This window comes from Ureibacillus aquaedulcis, from assembly GCF_030418165.1.
Taxonomy (GTDB): Bacteria; Bacillota; Bacilli; order Bacillales_A; family Planococcaceae; genus Ureibacillus; species Ureibacillus aquaedulcis.
This window is the reverse complement of record NZ_JAUHTQ010000014.1, coordinates 16,599-35,833: the sequence shown is the minus strand read 5'-3', so window position 1 is coordinate 35,833 and position 19,235 is coordinate 16,599. Positions and strand designations below refer to the sequence as shown.

General features: G+C 38.7%; 16 protein-coding genes and 1 riboswitch. Of the genes, 13 read left to right on the top strand and 3 right to left on the bottom strand.

What is annotated here, in order from left to right:
• Window positions 1-40 precede the first annotated feature (40 nt).
• From QYB95_RS15435 to QYB95_RS15410, 6 genes are all read left to right on the top strand, one after another.
• The gene (locus tag QYB95_RS15435) at window positions 41-925 is read left to right on the top strand and encodes a LysR family transcriptional regulator (RefSeq protein ID WP_301139267.1); all 885 of its coding nucleotides are present in this window, start codon (window positions 41-43) and stop codon (window positions 923-925) included.
• 45 nt (window positions 926-970) lie between these two features.
• On the top strand, window positions 971-1,843 hold the full coding sequence (locus tag QYB95_RS15430) for a tetratricopeptide repeat protein (protein WP_301139266.1): 873 nt from the start codon (window positions 971-973) through the stop codon (window positions 1,841-1,843).
• A gap of 133 nt (window positions 1,844-1,976) precedes the next feature.
• Window positions 1,977-3,374 carry a protoporphyrinogen oxidase gene (gene hemG, locus QYB95_RS15425; protein WP_301139265.1) on the top strand — a complete coding sequence of 466 codons (1,398 nt, stop codon included), beginning with the start codon at window positions 1,977-1,979 and terminating at the stop codon, window positions 3,372-3,374.
• A gap of 434 nt (window positions 3,375-3,808) precedes the next feature.
• Complete coding sequence (gene desA / locus QYB95_RS15420; RefSeq protein ID WP_301139317.1) at window positions 3,809-4,834, top strand: Delta(5) desaturase DesA; 1,026 nt, start codon at window positions 3,809-3,811, stop codon at window positions 4,832-4,834.
• 146 nt (window positions 4,835-4,980) lie between these two features.
• The gene (locus QYB95_RS15415; protein ID WP_301139264.1) at window positions 4,981-6,108 is read left to right on the top strand and encodes a sensor histidine kinase; all 1,128 of its coding nucleotides are present in this window, start codon (window positions 4,981-4,983) and stop codon (window positions 6,106-6,108) included.
• A 1-nt stretch (window position 6,109) separates the two neighbouring features.
• Window positions 6,110-6,718: a response regulator transcription factor gene (locus QYB95_RS15410; protein WP_301139263.1), complete on the top strand. Its 609-nt coding sequence runs from the start codon at window positions 6,110-6,112 to the stop codon at window positions 6,716-6,718.
• Window positions 6,719-6,847: 129 nt separating this feature from the next.
• Here QYB95_RS15410 and QYB95_RS15405 read toward each other — a convergent pair whose 3' ends face one another.
• The 3 genes from QYB95_RS15405 to QYB95_RS15395 all read right to left on the bottom strand — a co-directional run bounded on the left by QYB95_RS15405 (window position 6,848) and on the right by QYB95_RS15395 (window position 9,402).
• Window positions 6,848-7,822 carry a proline dehydrogenase family protein gene (locus QYB95_RS15405; protein ID WP_301139262.1) on the bottom strand — a complete coding sequence of 325 codons (975 nt, stop codon included), beginning with the start codon at window positions 7,820-7,822 and terminating at the stop codon, window positions 6,848-6,850.
• 90 nt (window positions 7,823-7,912) lie between these two features.
• The gene (locus QYB95_RS15400) at window positions 7,913-8,671 is read right to left on the bottom strand and encodes an ABC transporter permease (RefSeq protein ID WP_301139261.1); all 759 of its coding nucleotides are present in this window, start codon (window positions 8,669-8,671) and stop codon (window positions 7,913-7,915) included.
• On the bottom strand, window positions 8,668-9,402 hold the full coding sequence (locus QYB95_RS15395) for an ABC transporter ATP-binding protein (RefSeq protein WP_301139260.1): 735 nt from the start codon (window positions 9,400-9,402) through the stop codon (window positions 8,668-8,670). The genes QYB95_RS15400 and QYB95_RS15395 overlap by 4 nt, the downstream gene beginning before the upstream one ends.
• 632 nt (window positions 9,403-10,034) lie before the next feature.
• On the opposite strand from QYB95_RS15395, the gene QYB95_RS15390 reads away from it, so the two are divergent.
• From QYB95_RS15390 to guaA, 7 genes are all read left to right on the top strand, one after another.
• Entirely contained in the window at window positions 10,035-11,501 is a 1,467-nt protein-coding gene (locus QYB95_RS15390; RefSeq protein ID WP_301139259.1) for a nicotinate phosphoribosyltransferase, read from the top strand.
• 17 nt (window positions 11,502-11,518) lie between these two features.
• Window positions 11,519-12,346, top strand: coding sequence for an ammonia-dependent NAD(+) synthetase (nadE, locus tag QYB95_RS15385; protein WP_301139258.1), 828 nt, complete (start codon window positions 11,519-11,521; stop codon window positions 12,344-12,346).
• A gap of 125 nt (window positions 12,347-12,471) precedes the next feature.
• Window positions 12,472-12,813, top strand: a complete 342-nt coding sequence (locus tag QYB95_RS15380) for a hypothetical protein (RefSeq protein WP_301139257.1) — start codon at window positions 12,472-12,474, stop codon at window positions 12,811-12,813.
• Window positions 12,814-12,998: 185 nt separating this feature from the next.
• Window positions 12,999-13,943 carry an AAA family ATPase gene (locus tag QYB95_RS15375; RefSeq protein WP_301139256.1) on the top strand — a complete coding sequence of 315 codons (945 nt, stop codon included), beginning with the start codon at window positions 12,999-13,001 and terminating at the stop codon, window positions 13,941-13,943.
• On the top strand, window positions 13,940-15,133 hold the full coding sequence (locus QYB95_RS15370) for a DUF58 domain-containing protein (protein ID WP_301139255.1): 1,194 nt from the start codon (window positions 13,940-13,942) through the stop codon (window positions 15,131-15,133). The genes QYB95_RS15375 and QYB95_RS15370 overlap by 4 nt, the downstream gene beginning before the upstream one ends.
• Entirely contained in the window at window positions 15,130-17,331 is a 2,202-nt protein-coding gene (locus tag QYB95_RS15365) for a transglutaminase-like domain-containing protein (protein WP_301139254.1), read from the top strand. Before QYB95_RS15370 ends, QYB95_RS15365 begins: the two co-directional genes overlap by 4 nt.
• A gap of 31 nt (window positions 17,332-17,362) precedes the next feature.
• A riboswitch (purine riboswitch) is annotated at window positions 17,363-17,464 on the top strand.
• Window positions 17,465-17,588: 124 nt separating this feature from the next.
• Window positions 17,589-19,139: a glutamine-hydrolyzing GMP synthase gene (gene guaA / locus QYB95_RS15360; RefSeq protein ID WP_301139253.1), complete on the top strand. Its 1,551-nt coding sequence runs from the start codon at window positions 17,589-17,591 to the stop codon at window positions 19,137-19,139.
• Window positions 19,140-19,235: the final 96 nt, after the last annotated feature.

The window sequence follows — 19,235 nt, the reverse complement described above, 5'->3', positions numbered from 1 at the left end:
TTATCATTCCAAATAGTTATCATTTGAAGAGGAGTATAAAATGGAAATCCAACAGCTTGAATATTTTAAAATCGTTGCAGAAATGCAGCATATGACACATGCAGCGGAGCAGTTAAATATTTCGCAGCCAGCCCTCAGCAAGTCGATTTCCAATATCGAACAAGAGATTGGTGTACCTTTGTTTGATAGACAAGGACGCTCAATTAGTTTAAACCGATATGGAAAACTCTTTCTTGTAAGTGTCAATGCAATTTTACATGAATTTGAAAAAGCGAAAGTTGAAATCAGTAGTCTCGTAATGCCTGGTTATGGTGATGTGGCTTTTGGTTTTATTCATACACTCGGAATGGAAGTAGTGCCGGAGTTAATGGCCCATGTTCCCGAAAAATATCCCAATATGAAATTTACACTAACGCAAGCTGCTTCCTATAATCTTTTAAAATGGCTTGAAGAAGGACAGGTCGATTTATGTTTATCTCAGCGTATCGAGTCAAAAACGATCGATATCGAATGGGTTGAATTATGGAGTGAGGAGCTATTTGTGATAGTGCCGAAAAACCATCGATTTGCCAATCGAGAAACAATCAAGCTCGAGGAAATAAAGGATGAACCATTCATCTCCATCAAACGGGGAAATGCGCTGCGTCAGATTGTGGATAAATTTTTTAAGGAAGCCGGAATAACAACAAATATCGCATTTGCTGCTGAAGAAATGCATACCGTTGCCGGATTTGTTGGGGCTGGTTTAGGTGTTTCCCTTATTCCCAATATAAAAGGATTAAATGAGTATAACGTATGTAAAATCCGGGTAAGTGAACCGATTTGTGAGCGGAAGATCGGAGTTTCTTGGGCTGTTGGCCGTTACTTATCCCCTGCCGCGGTGCAGTTTAAAGAGTATTTAGTTGAATATTTTAAAGAAAAATAATAATGATCAGTTTTTTAAAAAACATTGATAAAGGTGAAGAGTCCCATGCTTTATGACCGCGAATTATTTGAAGAATTACTGAATGACCATAGCGAAATTTTTGATGCTGAAGAAGTAAAAGAAGCCCTGGATATATTTATCCTAGCTTTGGAAGGCGATGGCAATGCCATGCTTGAGATTGCCTATATTTACCGGGCTATGGATAAATTTAGCGATTCGGTACATTGGCTGAAGGAAGCTGTACTTCTAGACAATACAGTTGCCATGTTCGAATTGGGTAATTGTTATTTTGAAGGGCTTGGTACTGAAGAAAACTACGAAAAAGCCTTTTTATACTATAAAAGTGCCGCCCAAAAGGGTCATGCTGATAGTGCCAATAATCTTGCGGATATGTACTTAAATGGTGAAGGTGTAGCTGTAGATGCAAGTAAAGCACTATATTGGTTCGAAATTGCTGCTTCCCAAGGTGTAGTGGAGGCAATGTTTACTTTAGGGATCATGTATGAGCAGGGAATTGGCATGGAACCCGATGAGTCCATGGCCTTTCACTATTATCTAAAATCTGCAACAGGAGGGTATGAGGACGCACAGTATCGAGTTGGTACGATTTATCTGGAGGGGCTGCTTGGGCAAGAGAAGAATATCGGGCAAGCGTTGGAATGGTTTGAAAAAGCAGCGCAAACCCATCATATCGACTCCATCTATAATTTAGGTTTTTTATATGAGAATGGTATAGGTGTACCCCGAAATGGAAAAAAGGCTCTGAATTATTACAAAAGGGCTTCATTACTTGGCGATTATCAATCAAAGCTGAATATTGCCAGCATCTATGAACTCGGCATCGACGTTCCCAAAAATCGAAAAGAAGCGGCCAAGTGGCGTAACGCAGCCAGTCACCAGATGCAAAAGTTTGACTAATTACTCTTTTAATTCAGGTTTTTTTCATAAAATTGTTCTATTCTTGTACGAGTTTTGTAAAACAACTCACAGGTACTTTTGCGGAAAAACGTTTATACTAGAGGCAGATAGATGAACGATTAGGAGTGTCTTTATGAAAACAGTAGTTGTTGTTGGTGGGGGAATCACGGGGCTATGCACATTGCATTATTTAAAACGCCAAGCTCCCGGTGATGAGCAGATTCGGTACATACTAGCCGAAAAAAATGAGCATCTAGGCGGGAAAATGCATACGGTGCATGAATCCGGTTTTATTATGGAATCGGGTGCAGATTCGATTGTTGCGCGTCACCCGAATGTTCTGGAATTAGTCAAGGAACTCGATTTTGATTCGGAATTGGTTTATAACGAAACAGGAATTTCGTATATCCATACAAATAATGAGCTGCATGCAATTCCTGCAGGATCTACATTTGGTATTCCGATGAGTATGGAATCTCTGCAGGCAAGCACTTTAATTTCGGAAGAAGGAAAGGCTCGCGTATTAAAGGATGCGGAAATCCCTAATGAACAGTTTACAAAAGAAAGTTCGATAGGCGACTTTCTGGAGTTCTTTTTAGGAAAAGAGATTGTTGAGAAGCAAATTGCCCCGGTCCTTGCCGGTGTATACTCCGGCGATTTATATCAGTTGTCGCTTGCATCCACATTACCTTATCTAGTTGACTACAAAAATAACTATGGCAGCATTATGAAAGGTTTTGAAGCGAACAAGGAGCAATTTGATAAGGCGGCCAATAAAAAATTCATATCATTTCGAAATGGGCTTTCCGCTTTAATTAATCGTCTTGAGGAGCTTCTTCCTGAAGTTGAATTTTACAAAAATACCGAAACTGCAAGTGTGAAGAAAAATGGAATCCTCTACGAAGTAACTTTTGCCAATGGGGAGACGGTTCAAGCGGATGTGGTCGTATTGGCAGTTCCTAATAACGTTGTTCGAAATGTTTTAAAGGATGAGGAGATGGATTTAAACTTAAGTAAGTTTACGAATGCCTCAGCCCTGACGATCTATTTGGGATTTGACCTTCCCGATTCCATTTTGCCTGCTGACGGAACAGGTTTTATCGTTTCGCATAATAGCGATCTAGTTTGTAATGCTTCAACCTGGACAAGCCGTAAATGGAAGCATACTTCTGCCAGTGGAAATTTGCTCGTAAGATTATTCTATAAGAATACAAATCCCCGATATGAAGAGTTGGCGGCGATGTCGGATGAAGAATTGACGGAAGTAGCATTGGAAGATGTGAAGCTGAGTCTTGATATCCAGGAAAAACCGGTTGTCGTTAATGTAGCAAGATGGATAGAAATGATGCCGAGATATGATTTAGCTCATAAGGAAGCATTGGATACACTATTAATCGACCTAAATTCAAAATATCCAAATCTTTATATAGCGGGCAGTTCCTACTTCGGTGTAGGAATTGGAGCATGTATTGAAAATGGAAAAAATACAGCAGCAAAAGTTCTAAATAGTCTATCTTTCATACAAAAATAGAGTACTTGAGGGTTCTGCTATTTAAAGTACGATATTTTAAGAATATGTGGAATGAAGAGTGAAGAAAAAACAAAATGTTTTTTCTTCTTTTTTATATAGAGTGAGTAATAATTTTGCTTCATCGTTGTTTATGAAGGACGTCCGTGAGGTATCTTGATTGAAGAGCATATGGTTGGGTGCAAAATTTATATTCGAAATCACTTTTTTCTAAAGATGCTTATATAAGATGTCTGTTGGAATCTTGATGGCTTGCTAGTAGAAATAGCTTAGTACAGCTATCAGGGGTCTAATTTGTAAATATCGCCCAAATTTGGTACCTGGTCATATGACATTTGTAATAAAATAATCATGATGTTTGCTCCTACTAGCATAGGTGGTTATTTTCTATGATGGTATTAGGAACAAAACGAAGAAAGAGGGTATGGAAATTGGCTATGACTGATGCTGAAAAAACAAAGCAGTTACGTAAAGACGTAGCACCTTTTGCAAAATCAGAGTTGAAAATTAGTATATTACAAATAATAAATACAATCATTCCACTTCTTGTTGTTTGGGGAGCGGGGTACTACTTACTACAGTTTTCTCCTTGGTTTACGGTAGCATGTAGTATACTTGCCTCAGGTTTTGTAGTTCGGACATTTATTATCTTCCATGATTGTACACATGGATCATTTTTTAAAAATAAAACAGCAAATGCAATTATCGGCAATATCACAGGAATTCTGACGTCATTCCCTTATGAAAAATGGAAAAGGGAGCATATGATCCACCATGCATCGAGCTCCAATTTAGATAAACGCGGTATTGGTGACATTGATATGTTAACAGTTGAAGAGTATTTACAAAAATCTAAACTTGGCCGATTCGGGTACCGTTTATACCGCAATCCGATTGTGATGTTTGGGTTGGGACCATTATATTTGGTATTGGTGGCGAATCGATTAAACCGTAAAGATGCGAAAAGAAAAGAACGGTTGAATACGTACTTTACAAATGCAGCATTGCTGATTCTCTGTGTTACTCTAGTATTGGTAACGGGATGGCAAACATTCTTGCTGGTACATGGCATCACATTGTTTTTAGCTGGTGCATTAGGTATCTGGTTATTCTATATTCAACATACGTACGAAGATTCATATTTTGAGTACGAAACAGACTGGGATTACGTAAAAGCTGCAGTAGAAGGAAGTTCTTATTATAAGCTGCCGAAAATCCTGCAGTGGGTGACGGGGAATATTGGCTTCCACCATGTTCATCATTTAGCGCCACGCGTACCGAATTATAATTTAGAAGCGGCACATGAATCCATCCCACCTTTACAAAAAGCAACAACTATTACATTAAAAACAAGTGTAGAGTCTATTCGATATAAACTATATGATGCGAAGAATAAAAAGTTTATTTCATTTAAAGAGGTTGAACAATCTTTGCGGATTAAAAGGAATTCCATTCAAGCTTAAGGAATTTCGGAGAAGTACATTGGGGTGTTTTAATAGAAATCACGGTGTTGCCTTTAGGGGTACACCGTGATTTTGTTATAATAATTGCGAAATCATTCTATTCAACCTTAGTGAAAACGAATTATAAAAGAAGTGTGAGGAATATCATGAGAAGTTGGTATACAATTTTGCCGAAAAATCCGTGGATCAGTATTTATGTTTGGGTTATTTTTTGTATTATGCCATTCTATTTCATTATCAGGTCTCTATCCATATTTGAAATTTCTATAGGTATCTTATTGATTTTGCTATTTTTCTTATCTCATTATTTTTCATTTAATTCTAAAAGTGCTTTGCTGTACATGTGGATTAGTTTTGAAATGGTATTGAATGTAGCGATGACATTGATGTATGGATATGTCTACTTATCACTATTTACCGCATTCTTTATAGGGAATTTCAGAAATAATGTAGGATTTTTTATCATGTATGGCTTACATATCGGCTTTACGATCCTATCAATCGTCGCGGGATATTTTATCGACCTGGATTTATTTCTATCGCAAACTCCGTTTATTATTATCACGGTTGTCGGGGTAGTATTATTGCCATTTACCTTATATAGTAAAAATAAAAGAGAAAAGTTGCAGGGTCAGCTTGAAACAGCCAATGAACGCATCGCTGAATTGATCATCCATGAAGAACGTCAGAGAATCGCCAGAGATTTGCATGATACATTAGGGCAAAAGCTCTCGATGATTGGCTTGAAAAGTGACCTAGCCAGCAGACTTGTTACAAAAAATCCGGAAGCGGCCATACAGGAAATAAAAGAAATTCGCCAGACCGCAAGCATCGCATTGAAGGAAGTAAGGGAACTGGTATCCGATATGCGTGCCGTAAAGCTTCAAGAGGAATTGGCTAGGGTGAAGCAAATTTTGGAAGCGGCCGAAATTGAGTATGAGATACAAGGAAACAGTGCGGAATTGCAACTGCCGGTTTTGGTGGAAAGTGTATTAAGCATGAGCTTAAAAGAAGCCATTACAAATGTAGTGAAGCATAGCGAGGCTAAAAAATGTGCAATAATAATAGAAAGAAATGATAATGAAGTCATCTTGACCATTTATGATACGGGCAAAGGATTTAACGAAAAGTTGAATATCGCCGGGAATGGATTGAAAGGAATGAGGGAGCGGTTAGAATTTATTAACGGCTCTGTTCAAATTGAAAGTAAAGAGGGCACCAAGCTTATGATCAGTATTCCGCTTGCCATTACACATCAGAAAGGAAGTGAGTGATATGATTCGAATTGTGATAGCTGAAGACCAGGGAATGTTGCTGGGTGCGATGAAATCACTGCTGAATATGGAAGATGATATGGAAGTAGTCGGAATTGCCAAAAATGGCGAGGAAGCAATCGGGTTAGTGAATGAATTAAAGCCTGATATCTGTATTATGGATATAGAAATGCCGGTTAAAACAGGATTGGATGCAGCGGAAGGTTTGCAGGAAAATACGGATTGCAAAATCATTATATTAACGACTTTTGCGAGACCCGGCTACTTTGAAAGAGCAAGAAAAGCGGGTGTGCGAGGTTATTTACTAAAAGATAGCCCGATTGAGGATTTGGTGAATTCAATTCGCGTAATCATGGATGGCCGACGGATGTATGCGCCTGAGCTTGTAGACTTTGTTTATGAGGATGATAGCGAAAATCCGCTGACGGAGCGAGAAAGCCAAGTCCTGGAATTGGTTGCGGAAGGTAAGACGACGAAAGAAATCGCGGCAGAGCTCTTTTTGTCTGCAGGTACCGTGCGAAATTATATATCCACAATATTGGATAAACTTGGTGTAAGTAATCGAATTGAAGCCATTTCTAGATTTAAAGAAAAGGGTTGGAATAAATAAAGATGAAAATGTCCTGCCTCATCGATGAGGAAAAAATACTTAAGTGGAATAGGATGTTTACCCATAAGAAAAAGAGGCTGCCGGCGCAGCCTCTTTTTGTATTCCGATAAGTGAATCAGGGAAATACTCTTACTTCTTTTTAGTAAGACGACCTAATACAAATGCTGCAGCAGCTACACCTAGAACAGTGTTTGTTTTCTTGGTGAAAACTTGCTTCGTTACAAGATTCAAGTTCTGAGGGCGTTCTGCTAGGCGGCGCATAAAGTAGCCGTACCAATCATTGCCGAATGGTACATACGTACAGAAGTTATAGCCTTCTTTAGCCAACTCCAATTGCATTTCTTTTCTGAAGCCGTAAAGCATCTGGAATTCAAATTTATCGTTCGGGATATTGTGATCTTTCACGAATTGCTTAACATGGTTAATGATGTTGTGGTCGTGTGTTGCTATTGATGTGAATTTCCCGTGAAGCAAATGGTATTCAATTAACTCGATGAAGTTTAAATCGATATCGTTTTTATCTTGGTAAGCAACTTCTGCTGGTTCTTTATAAGCGCCTTTTACGATACGCAGACGATAGTTTTTATACTTTTCGATATTTTCCTGGGCGTTGAAGAAATAAGCCTGGATTACTGTACCTACATTATCGTACACTAGCGAGATTTTATCCAACAAATCAAATGATGGTTGTAGGCGTTCGTAATTTTCCATATCAAAGTTGACGTGGATTTTGTATTCATGCGCTTTTCCTACAATCTCCATTAAGTTGTCGTAGCAAAAATCGTAATCGATATCCAAACCAAGCTGAGACGGTTTAAGCGAGATATGCGCATCTACATCATTTTCATGGATAGCTTCGATGACTTCAAGGATTCGTTCTTTAGCTTTTGTAGCTTCTGATTTTTCGTAAACGAATTCACCAAGATTATCAACAGTACAAGAAATACCTTGAGCATTCAATTCTTTCATGCTCTGGATTACTTCTTCGATATTCGTACCTGCAACTACACTTTGTGCTCCCATTTTTAGACCGTATTTTTGAGCTGCACTATTCAGGAATTGGTTCTCGGATAAAGCGATGAAAAAATCACGTAATACTGGCATAATTGGTACCTCATTTCTATTTTTGCAATTATTATAACATACAAAAAAATAATAATATTAAATTGGGGAAAGTACAAATTTTAATCGAATTTAGGTTTTGGAAATTTCTATTAATTGCATACGTTCGTTGAATAATGTCGGGTAGCTCAAGAAACCGATAAATACACTTGATAAGGCTGCAGTAGTGAGTAAAGCAAAAATAATGAGTAATTGAAATTGTACAGCTTGCACCGGGTCCGCCCCGCCGATAATCTGTCCACTCATCATTCCGGGTAATTGCACCAATCCGATTGTTTTTTGACTCTCTATTGTTGGAATCATGCTGGCGCGAATGGCGGTTTTAAGCTGATGATGGACTGCTTGCTTCGGCGTTCCTCCCAGTGAGAGAATAAGTTCAATCTGATCGCGGCCCGATTCAATTTCAGCTGTAAAGCGATTTAAGAAAAGAATCGATAGGACCATCGAATTTCCGATTAACATACCGCTTATTGGAATGATATATTGTGCAGTTGCCGGTACAATTTTAAAGCCTAAAAGAATTCCTTGTGTCACTACTTCGATAATTATCAGGGTGGTCGCAATCTTCCATGTAATCCCTTTAATAGCTTTCCCTTTTTTTCGGGCGTTTAACGTCGCAGTTAAAATCATTAATAAAATCATCACAATCATATAGATAAAGCTATGAGCATCGAAAACGAATTTCAATACATAGCCGACTGCCAGTAATTGAATAATGGATCGTATAGTAGCGATGGTTGTGTCTTTTTCAAGACCAAGCTTTAATGTTCTGGATAGGATAATTGGAATCAAGACAAAAATTAATGTTAGGGAGAGTGATGTGTAAGTCATTTGCTGTGTACTCCTTTAGCGAACAGTTGGATTTGTTCGTTCGTTGAGGTACTCAAAATGCTGCTCTCGCCGCTTTCCAATAATCGACCTTCCATCAAGATCCACGTGAAATCTCCTATTCTTTTAGCCTGTTCAATGTTGTGTGTAATCCAAACAATCGTTACTTGAAATTCTTGATTGATCTTTAAAATAAGTTGTTCAATCTCGCTTACTGATGCTGGATCCAATGCAGACGTAATTTCGTCCAAAAGAAGTACTTTTGGTTTATTGACCAAAGAACGTGCGATGGAAATCTTTTGTTTTTGCCCACCTGATAGATCGCTTGCCCGGCGATATAAAAAAGTATGGTCAAGTCCTACAGCTTCTAAAAATAGTATTGCTTCTTTTTCGGTTAACTTTTTCTCTTGCAGCGAAAATGGAAGTGCGATATTTTCAAAGACTGTTCCGTGAATAATCGGTGCATTTTGAAGCACGATTCCTATGTTTTTTCGCAAAGTAGTTGGTGCAATTGAATCAATGGAAATGGATTCGATGAAAACTTCCCCGGAAGTTGGAGAAATTAGACCGTTGCACATTTTTAGCAGCGTAGTTTTTCCTGCGCCGGATGGCCCAACGAGAGTGGTAATTTGCTCCTCATAAAATGAACCGCTAATATTGTTTAAAATGGGCACTCGATCAATTTCAAAACAGATGTTGTTGAATTGAATTGCAGAAGTGTAAGTATGTTTCATGGTTTTCTCCTATTTATAAAACTTAGCAATATTATAACGCTGGTATTTTATTAAATAAAATAGGATTTCATTCAAGGAATAAAAAAAGCTAACTCGCATGATTTGGGGGCACGAGTTAGCCAAAAAGGTATTGATAACTAGCTTGCTAAGGGTACAAGTCTAGTAATCGGCAACAAGAATCATAAAGACATTCCTTGAAGACAAATTGTAAAGAAAACCTTAAAGTAAATAGGGGTTCTATTTCTAATACAATTCGTTTCGTGTTACTATATCTAACATAATAATATGAAATTGTAAAAAAAGCAATAGTTGATCTTGTTTTTATGTTAGAATTTATAACATAATTCGTTGTGATGATGAAAAATTATGAAATACTTTATGAAATAAACAGATATTTTAATTTCGATGTAGTTTTTCTCTTTGATATGAGACTGTTTTTAGTGTGATGAGATATGACATGGATTTGAGTGGAGGATAAAAGGGGATGGCAATAGAAAGTATAAATTTTAAGGATACCCGTAAAAATGACGGCAGTAGAATTGAGATTTTTAGTGTTGTGTTTGAGTTTTTCTAATTTACTGTTAAATAGTGTATAATGTGACTAATTATGAAACTGGAAGAAGGGGCATTATATGAAATCGAATTATGCTGACGATAGCTTGACTTTACACACGGATTTGTACCAAATCAATATGGCGGAAAGCTATTGGGCGGATGGCGTCCATAATCGAAAAGCGGTTTTTGAATTATATTTTAGAAAGCTACCTTTTGGAAACGGATATGCGGTATTTGCAGGACTGGAGCGAATTCTCCAATACTTGAAGAATTTCCGATTCTCAAAAAGCGATATTGCATATTTATCGGAAGAATTAAAGTACAAAGAGGATTATATCGATTACTTAAAAGAATTAACTTTTACTGGTTCTGTTTATTCGGTAAAAGAAGGGGAAATTGTATTTGCGAACGAACCACTTTTACGAATTGAAGCACCTCTAGTGGAGGCGCAATTAATAGAAACTGCCCTTTTAAATATTGTAAATTACCAAACTTTGATCGCTACAAAGGCGAGTCGTATAAAACAAATTATTAAAGATGAAGGCGCAGCGGAATTTGGTTCTCGTAGAGCCCAGGAAATGGATGCGGCGATTTGGGGATCAAGAGCTGCGATCATTGGAGGATTTGATTCTACTTCCAATGTTCGGGCGGGTAAGCTTTTTGATATTCCTGTTTCGGGTACCCATGCCCATGCAATGGTGCAAGCCTACCGCAGTGAGTATGAGGCATTTCATGCTTATGCAAAACGCCATAAGGATTGCGTGTTTTTGGTAGATACCTATAATACATTGAAATCAGGTGTCCCGAATGCAATTCGCGTAGCGAAGGAATTGGGAGATAAAATTAACTTTGTGGGAATTCGTTTGGATAGTGGAGATATTGCTTTTCTATCTAAAGAAGCAAGACGCATGTTAGATGAAGCTGGTTTTCAAAATGCAAAAATTATTGTATCAAACGATTTGGATGAATATACAATTTTAAATCTAAAAGCTCAAGGGGCAAAAGTAGATTCTTGGGGAATTGGTACAAAATTAATTACTGCCTATGATCAACCGGCATTGGGTGCTGTTTATAAGTTGGTTTCGATCGAAGACGAATTGGGTGAAATGAGAGACACGATTAAAATTACCGCCAATGCTGAAAAAGTATCAACGCCGGGATTGAAGAAAGTTTATCGCATTATAAATAGGGAAAATGGTAAAGCGGAAGGCGACTATATCGTAATGGCTGACGAAAATCCGCAAGATGAGGAACGCATTAAAATGTTCCATCCTGTGCATACGTTTATCTCGAAGTTTGTAACAAATTTTGAAGCAAGACAAATGCATATCAAAGTAGTGGATGAAGGTAAAGTAATCTATACGAGTCCTTCGGTAAAAGACATGAAGCAATATACTGCCGATAATCTAGAGTTATTATGGGATGAATATAAACGTTCGTTGAATCCTGAAGAGTATCCGGTTGACTTAAGCAAAAAATGCTGGGACAACAAAATGCGGAATATTGAAGACGTTCGCAATATGGTTCATGATATTGAAAACTAATAAAGGGGTGACTGCTCATGCAAGATTTGCAAAAACAAATTATTGAAGAGTTGAAAGTGATGCCTGAAATCGATGCGCAAGAAGAGGTTCGTAAATCCGTTGATTTTCTGAAGGAATATGCGAAAAAGCATTCCTTCTTGAGTAGTTTCGTTATTGGTGTGAGTGGTGGTCAAGACTCCACATTAACGGGTAAGCTGATTCAAATCGCTGTAGATGAGTTGAACCAAGAAGCAGAAGAAGCAAAGTATTCCACTATTGCAGTGCGTTTGCCTTATGGTGTACAAGCAGATGAGGAAGATTGCCAAGATGCGCTTGACTTCATTCAACCAACTAAAGTGTTTGAAGTGAATATTAAAGCGAGTGTAGATGCAAGTGTTGCTTCTTTGGAGGAAGCCGGTATTAGCTTAAGTGATTTTGCAAAAGGAAATGAAAAAGCAAGGGAACGCATGAAGGTACAATATTCAATCGCTGCCATGAATAATGGGGTGGTAGTCGGTACTGACCATGGAGCTGAGGCTATAACTGGATTTTATACAAAATACGGAGATGGTGGAGTAGATTTAACGCCAATTTTCCGTTTGAACAAGCGGCAAGGCAAACAAATCCTGGCTTATTTGGGATGCCCGGAGCATTTATACCTGAAAACACCAACAGCGGATCTAGAGGAAGATCGACCAGCATTGCCGGATGAAACGGCACTGGGTGTCACTTATGATGTCATAGATGATTATCTGGAAGGTAAAGAAGTACCGGAAGCTGCCAGAAAAATTATTGAGGGACATTATCTGAAAAGCCAACATAAACGTCACTTACCAATTACAATTTTTGATGATTTTTGGAAATAATAATCGACATAGTGCAAAAAGTTATTGAATGGAAGAACTTATCTGCACTATGTTTATTCATAGTCATTTATTTCAAGCTAATTTCATTAAATAATGGAGCAAGTAAGAAGAGGAGGTAAGTATGAATGCGAGCAACACGAGTAATACAAACAACTAGCAGTATTTTTCGTAATTCAAGGCAATATTTGCATACGAATGAACAAATTTTCCGTATGATGCAAGAAGCCGAGGTTAGCCAGTTTGCTGGTGGGCAGGGGAATCGAAAAAGAAAAAGACAACAAGACGAAAATCATTCGTCAAAAAAGGCTGAATTGAAAACAAACCTGGACAGTATGCCTGTTAGCGGATTGCCAAATGATGCAATGACGATTGCCTCATTGCAAAATCGTTTAATAAAATATACTGAAAAAATTGAAATGGCAAGAAAGAAGGTATCTCGCATTCCTGCTTACCGTTCATCAATCTAAAATTATCGGTGTCTCAACTAATTGTTGAGGCATTTTTTATTGTAAGGTGAGGAAATTTGGACTTGTAAAATTTTAGGCGAATTCCCAATGCAATTAAGTGGCTTCCTATCTAATTTTCGTTTATGCTTTATATATAATGTGTGTAAATTCTGACTATTGTTGGGGACCTTGGAGGATTGGTAGTAATGCATAAACAAGTAGAAGCAATAATTGAAAACATAGAGAAAGTAATGATTGGAAAACGTGAAGTAGCTGAATTAAGTGTGGTTGCTCTGCTTTCTGGAGGGCATGTTTTACTGGAGGATGTGCCGGGAGTTGGAAAGACTATGATGGTAAAAGCTATGGCAAAATCAGTTGGTGCAGAGTTTAAACGTATCCAGTTTACACCCGATTTACTCCCGTCCGATGTTATAGGTGTTTCAATATACAATCCGAAAACTCTTCAATTCGAATTTCGTCCAGGGCCGATTGTAGGAAATATTATTCTGGCAGATGAAATCAACCGCACCTCCCCTAAAACACAGTCTGCTCTTCTTGAAAGCATGGAAGAAGCCTCGGTCACGATTGATGGAGAGACATTGCAAATCAGACGGCCATTTTTTGTAATGGCAACCCAGAATCCGATTGAATACGAAGGTACATATCCGCTGCCGGAAGCGCAACTAGATCGTTTTCTACTGAAAATAAAAATGGGCTATCCTTCCGCACAGGAAGAAGTAGAGGTATTGCGCCGTTCCTCAAATTCCGAACCGATTGTTCACTTGACACCCGCCATTTCCCTTGACGAACTTTTGGAACTCCAAGATGAAGTGAGAAATGTATATATTGAAGATTCGGTCAAGAGTTATATTGTACAGCTTGCCAGAGCAACAAGAAATATAAGTGAAGTTTATTTAGGTGTGAGCCCGCGTGCATCCATTGCCTTAATGAAAGCATCTCAAGCTTATGCAAAAATGCAGGACCGTGATTTTGTGAAACCTGACGATGTACAGTATTTAGCGCCATTTGTATTTGGGCATCGGATAATCTTAAAGCCCGAAGCAAGATATGAGGGAGTTACAACGGATGAAATAGTAAGTCGAATTATTCAAAAATCGGTTATTCCGATAAAAAGGTTTGCTGAGCAATGAAAAGGCTAAATGCATATTTGCGTGGCGGTGGTCAATTTATCTTCATTATTCTACTGGCTGTAATAACGTTTAGTTATGCCATGTTTCAAGGTGGATTTGTAAGCTGGTTTATATTTTATTCCTTAACGCCTTTTTTACTTTACTCCGTGCTGTTATCGTTTGCTCCCATTAATATCGTTGAAGTGCACAGGGAGGTAACCCCCTCCAAACTCCATCGCGGTGATTCTGTAAAAGTATCTGTAAGCTTTCGGAATAAGACGTGGATTCCCCTGATATTTCTGACCGTCCAGGAAATTCAAACTGAAGGTCTGTCGAGGAAGTATCAGGGAAACGATAGTCAAATTCATTTTGTTGGCTGGAAGCGTAAATTCGATTGGTCCTATGAGCTGAATCATCTGGAGCGAGGCAAAATTGAATTTCAAGGTATTCAATTAACTTTTACGGATTTTTTCGGATGGACTATACGTACCAAGGTGATTGAGGAAAATAAATCGATTGTCATCCTGCCGAAACTATCAACCATTAAATATAGACCATTGCAAATGCAATTTGAACATGGTGGGGTAGTTGCCCAGTTTTCGATGATGAAGGATACTTCGCTGGTAACTGGAATAAGAGATTATCAATCGGGAGATAAGTCTTCCTGGATACATTGGAAGTCATACGCAAAAAATGAAACTTTGCGGACAAAGGAATTTGAAGATCGCCAGACTCAGGATTTATTCCTTGCGATCGACCAGTCCTCGGCCAAGAATTTTGAATATGCGGTGGATTTAACGGCTTCTATCCTGCAAAGTGTCATCGAAAATAATGGTGACATTTCTTTTATATCAACCGGTGAAAAAAGGGAAGTATTTCCGAAACTTAAATCCCGAAGCCGACTGGAAAAAGTGATGCAGCACCTGGCTGTCATAGAAGCGAATGCAAACCAAGCAATCGATTCAATCCTTGCAAAGCAAATGGGTCTAATAAGTTCTGCTACTCTAGTGCTAGTAACAGGCGAGCTATCACAAGAACTGAAGGACTTCTTTGTGAATAGTGCAAAATTTGCACGTGGCATTGTCTGTTTTGTCGTGTCTGATAAAGGTGAAAAAATGACGGAGAAACGCTTGAGTGTAGCGAATGTAAAAGTGATTTATATTACGATTGACCAGTTTGAAAATGCATTCACGGAGGTGATGAAGCCGTGATAAAAAATTCTTTTAGCTTAATAGAATTGCTTATTTACTATATTGTTATATTCTTTATTTTGCGTGAGTGGCTCGTTCCGATTATGGATTTAACAAAGACTGGCTATATGGAACTCATTTTATTATTTATAGCATTATCGCTTGTGATAAGTCTGTTTCGTATACATTTCATTGCTTCGTGGCTTGTTAAAGTTGCCTATATACTATGGTTTATCGTCTTCATATATGACGGAGTATTCGTGCTTTCGGCGGAGGGGATTGATTTTTTATTTAGCGATTTCCAAACAAATATCGAAGCGCTAATGCGTGCTGATTGGCCGCATATTACCGATCCGTTCCGAACGTTCCTATTCTTTATCTTAATCTGGATGTTGATTTATTTGATTCATCATTGGATAGTAGTGAGAATGAATATTTTTTACTTCCTCCTGTTAACTGTGTTTTTTGTTGGAGCACTTGATACGTTTACTGAATATGATGGTTCCCTTGCAATCGTGCGAATCATGCTGCTCGGTTTGATTATGACAGTGTCCTTGCTTATTAAGCGTCTAATCAATAACGCGAATATCAAAATGGATTTAATGAAATATCTAAAACTCGTTGTTCCGGTTATTTTGTTGGTGGTTGCTGTAAGCAGTATAGCGTTTTTCCTGCCGAAATCTCCTCCTCAGTGGCCAGATCCGGTTCCGTTTATTAAATCCGCAGCAGGCAAAGGCGGCAGTGAAGTTGATGAGGGTGGAATCAAGAAAGTAGGATATGGCGACAATGATAGTAGATTAGGCGGTTCCTTTGTTGCGGATGATACTGTTGTATTCTTGGCAGAAGCATCCACAAAGCAGTACTGGCGAGTGGAAACAAAAGATGTTTATACATCGAAAGGCTGGGAGGATGCGGGTTATTCTCAAGGGGAACTTAGAGCAATTGCACCTGGTGAAACGATCGACTACTCGCTTCCTAGAGGACCTGAAGAAGATACGAAGACTGCAACGATTCAGGTAATGGATCCCTACGATTTTGTTATACAGCCCTATGGATTGAAAAATGTTACTTCTGCCATGATGTCGGTACATCCAAATCTTGAGTTCATGATGTCCTTGGATACAGAAAAAATCATGTCTTATGTTGACCGCGCTCCAACTGCTTTAACAGGTTACACAGTGGAATACAGTAAGCCGGTTTTTCAATATAGCGCCTTGAAGGATCCAACCGAAGAAATAGATCCAATGATTGGGGAGAGGTATCTCCAACTACCAGAAGCCTTGCCGGATAGAGTGAAAGATTTGGCTACCGACATTGTAGAAGGAAGAGAAACTCCATATGATAAGGCCCGTGCAATCGAAATGTATTTTAAACAAAATGGATTCCGATACGATACGGATAATATAGCAATCCCTTCCGAAGAGCAGGATTATGTAGATCAATTTTTATTTGAAACAAAAATCGGCTATTGCGACAACTTCTCGACATCGATGGTTGTTTTACTGCGTTCAGTTGGGATTCCGGCAAGATGGGTGAAGGGATTTGCCGGTGGGGATCTAGTTGATAACAATGGTTCCATGAGTACCTACCAGATTACAAATAATGATGCACACTCATGGGTGGAGGCTTATATTCCAAGTGTTGGTTGGGTCAATTTTGAACCAACGATCGGGTTTAACAGTTCACGCTCAATCGATTATGATTTGGAAACGGATGCTTATCAAGAGGATGCCTTAACGATTGAAGAAGAAACCGAACCGGATGAAGTGGTTGAAGAGGAACCTGAGACACAACAAACAACACCTCAAGAAAATCGGTTGTCGAAGAATATATCCGATTTCTTTGAACAAAATAAGTTTATCTTTATGCTTCTGTTAGCAGCAGGCATTGTATGTGTGTTTGTGCTATATAAAATACGCAGAAAATGGCTGCCGAAAGTATACGCTGCGCTATATAGACGAAAAGATTTTAATGAATCCACGTTTGAAGCAGCTTTCTTGCAGCTGTTGAAGTTGCTGGAGTTGAAAGGTTTCAAACGGAAGGATGGACAAACGTTGCAGACGTTTGCAAAAGAAATGGATGCATATTTCGAAACAGGCCACATGTCCCGTTTAACGAAGTTCTATGAACAATCAATCTATTCAAAAAATGCATCCAAAGCAGACATGTCCCAAATGAAAGAAAGTTGGGAATATTTAATCAATCAGATAACTAGTTGATTTTAGCTTATACTAAGGGTAGAATTTAGGAAAAATATAAATAGGCTGCCTTCATATAAGTCCGATAATAGGGTTCGGATGTATCTACTAAGTTACCATAAATAACTTATCTATGAGGGCGGGTACGGCCATGTCCTAAGGGTCAACTGTATCCGCCTTGTCTCCAATCATGAACGCGTCAGAAAGTTTTCTTTTTGAACGCGTTTTTTTACAAAGAAGCGAGGCGCCTTTAAAATTTTAGAAGAGGTGTAAAAAGCGTGACGACTCCACTGTTAAAAGAACAAGAAAAAATCGTTGTACTCGATTTTGGTAGCCAATTTAATCAATTAATTACACGTCGAATCCGTGAATTTGGTGTTTTCTCTGAATTACACCCACACACAATTACGGCTGAGGAAATTAAAGAAATGAATGCTGCAGGGATTATTTTCTCTGGTGGTCCAAACTCAGTATACGATGAAAAAGCATTTAAAGTAGACGAAGCGATTTTTGATCTAGGTTTGCCAATCTTGGGGATTTGCTACGGTATGCAACTAATGTCGTATGCTTTAGGCGGTAAAGTTGAGGGTGCTGATCATCGTGAGTATGGGAAAGCGGAAATCAATATTACAGCAGATAATCAATTATTTGGTGACCTTCCAAAAGAACAAGTGGTTTGGATGAGTCATGGTGACCTTGTAACAGAAGTGCCAACAGGTTTTGAAGTGATTGCAACAAGTGCATCTTGCCCAATTTCAGCTATGCAAAATGTTGAGCGAGGCTTCTATGCTGTGCAATTCCACCCGGAAGTGCGCCACTCTGTATATGGAAACGATATTTTACGCCAATTCGTATTTGATATTTGCCATGCAAAAGGCGACTGGTCAATGGCAAACTTTATCGAGCTTGAAATGAATAAGATCCGTGAACAAGTTGGGGACAAACAAGTTCTTTGTGCATTATCCGGTGGGGTAGACTCTTCTGTCGTAGCGGTATTGATACATAAAGCGATTGGTGACCAATTAACGTGTATGTTCGTGGATCACAACTTGAACCGTAAAGGTGAAGTTGAGCAGGTAATGAAAACTTTCACGGAAGATTTTGATATGAAAGTCATCAAAATCGATGCTCGCGAACGCTTCATGAGCAAATTGGAAGGCGTTTCAGATCCGGAACAAAAACGTAAAATTATCGGTAACGAATTTATTTACGTATTTGACGAAGAATCAGCAAAATTAACAGATATGGATTTCCTTGCACAAGGAACTCTTTATACAGATATCATTGAATCAGGTACAGCAACAGCTCAAACAATCAAATCCCACCACAATGTTGGCGGACTTCCGGAAGATATGAAGTTTGAGTTAATCGAACCTTTAAATACGCTATTTAAAGACGAAGTTCGTGCTCTAGGTCTAGAGCTTGGATTACCGGAAGAAATCGTATGGCGCCAACCATTCCCGGGCCCTGGTTTGGGTATCCGTGTTCTTGGTGAAATCACTGAAGCAAAACTTGATATCCTTCGTGAAGCAGATTATATCTTGCGTGAGGAAATCAAAAATGCAGGTCTTGACCGAGAAATCTGGCAATACTTCTGTGTACTTCCAGACATCCGTTCAGTAGGTGTTATGGGTGATGCACGTACTTACGATTACGCAGTAGGTATCCGTGCCGTAACTTCAATCGACGGCATGACTTCCGACTGGGCACGTATCCCTTGGGACGTATTAGAAAAAATCTCAGTACGAATTGTCAACGAAGTTAAACACGTAAACCGCGTGCTGTATGATATTACATCTAAGCCGCCAGCGACGATTGAGTGGGAATAGGATAAATACCTATAACCATTCGCAAACGCGTCATATCAAGTGTTTGAATGTGTTTTATGGTGATGTATAGTCGTTAACCTGCAACGATTGAATTTC

What these genes read in the sequence shown, in the direction of transcription:
- QYB95_RS15435 (WP_301139267.1), top strand. Translation starts at nt 41, where the DNA reads ATGGAAATCCAACAGCTTGAATATTTTAAAATCGTTGCAGAAATGCAG.
- QYB95_RS15430 (WP_301139266.1), top strand. Translation starts at nt 971, where the DNA reads ATGCTTTATGACCGCGAATTATTTGAAGAATTACTGAATGACCATAGC.
- hemG (WP_301139265.1), top strand. Translation starts at nt 1,977, where the DNA reads ATGAAAACAGTAGTTGTTGTTGGTGGGGGAATCACGGGGCTATGCACA.
- desA (WP_301139317.1), top strand. Translation starts at nt 3,809, where the DNA reads ATGACTGATGCTGAAAAAACAAAGCAGTTACGTAAAGACGTAGCACCT.
- QYB95_RS15415 (WP_301139264.1), top strand. Translation starts at nt 4,981, where the DNA reads ATGAGAAGTTGGTATACAATTTTGCCGAAAAATCCGTGGATCAGTATT.
- QYB95_RS15410 (WP_301139263.1), top strand. Translation starts at nt 6,110, where the DNA reads ATGATTCGAATTGTGATAGCTGAAGACCAGGGAATGTTGCTGGGTGCG.
- QYB95_RS15405 (WP_301139262.1), bottom strand. Translation starts at nt 7,822, where the DNA reads ATGCCAGTATTACGTGATTTTTTCATCGCTTTATCCGAGAACCAATTC.
- QYB95_RS15400 (WP_301139261.1), bottom strand. Translation starts at nt 8,671, where the DNA reads ATGACTTACACATCACTCTCCCTAACATTAATTTTTGTCTTGATTCCA.
- QYB95_RS15395 (WP_301139260.1), bottom strand. Translation starts at nt 9,402, where the DNA reads ATGAAACATACTTACACTTCTGCAATTCAATTCAACAACATCTGTTTT.
- QYB95_RS15390 (WP_301139259.1), top strand. Translation starts at nt 10,035, where the DNA reads ATGAAATCGAATTATGCTGACGATAGCTTGACTTTACACACGGATTTG.
- nadE (WP_301139258.1), top strand. Translation starts at nt 11,519, where the DNA reads ATGCAAGATTTGCAAAAACAAATTATTGAAGAGTTGAAAGTGATGCCT.
- QYB95_RS15380 (WP_301139257.1), top strand. Translation starts at nt 12,472, where the DNA reads ATGCGAGCAACACGAGTAATACAAACAACTAGCAGTATTTTTCGTAAT.
- QYB95_RS15375 (WP_301139256.1), top strand. Translation starts at nt 12,999, where the DNA reads ATGCATAAACAAGTAGAAGCAATAATTGAAAACATAGAGAAAGTAATG.
- QYB95_RS15370 (WP_301139255.1), top strand. Translation starts at nt 13,940, where the DNA reads ATGAAAAGGCTAAATGCATATTTGCGTGGCGGTGGTCAATTTATCTTC.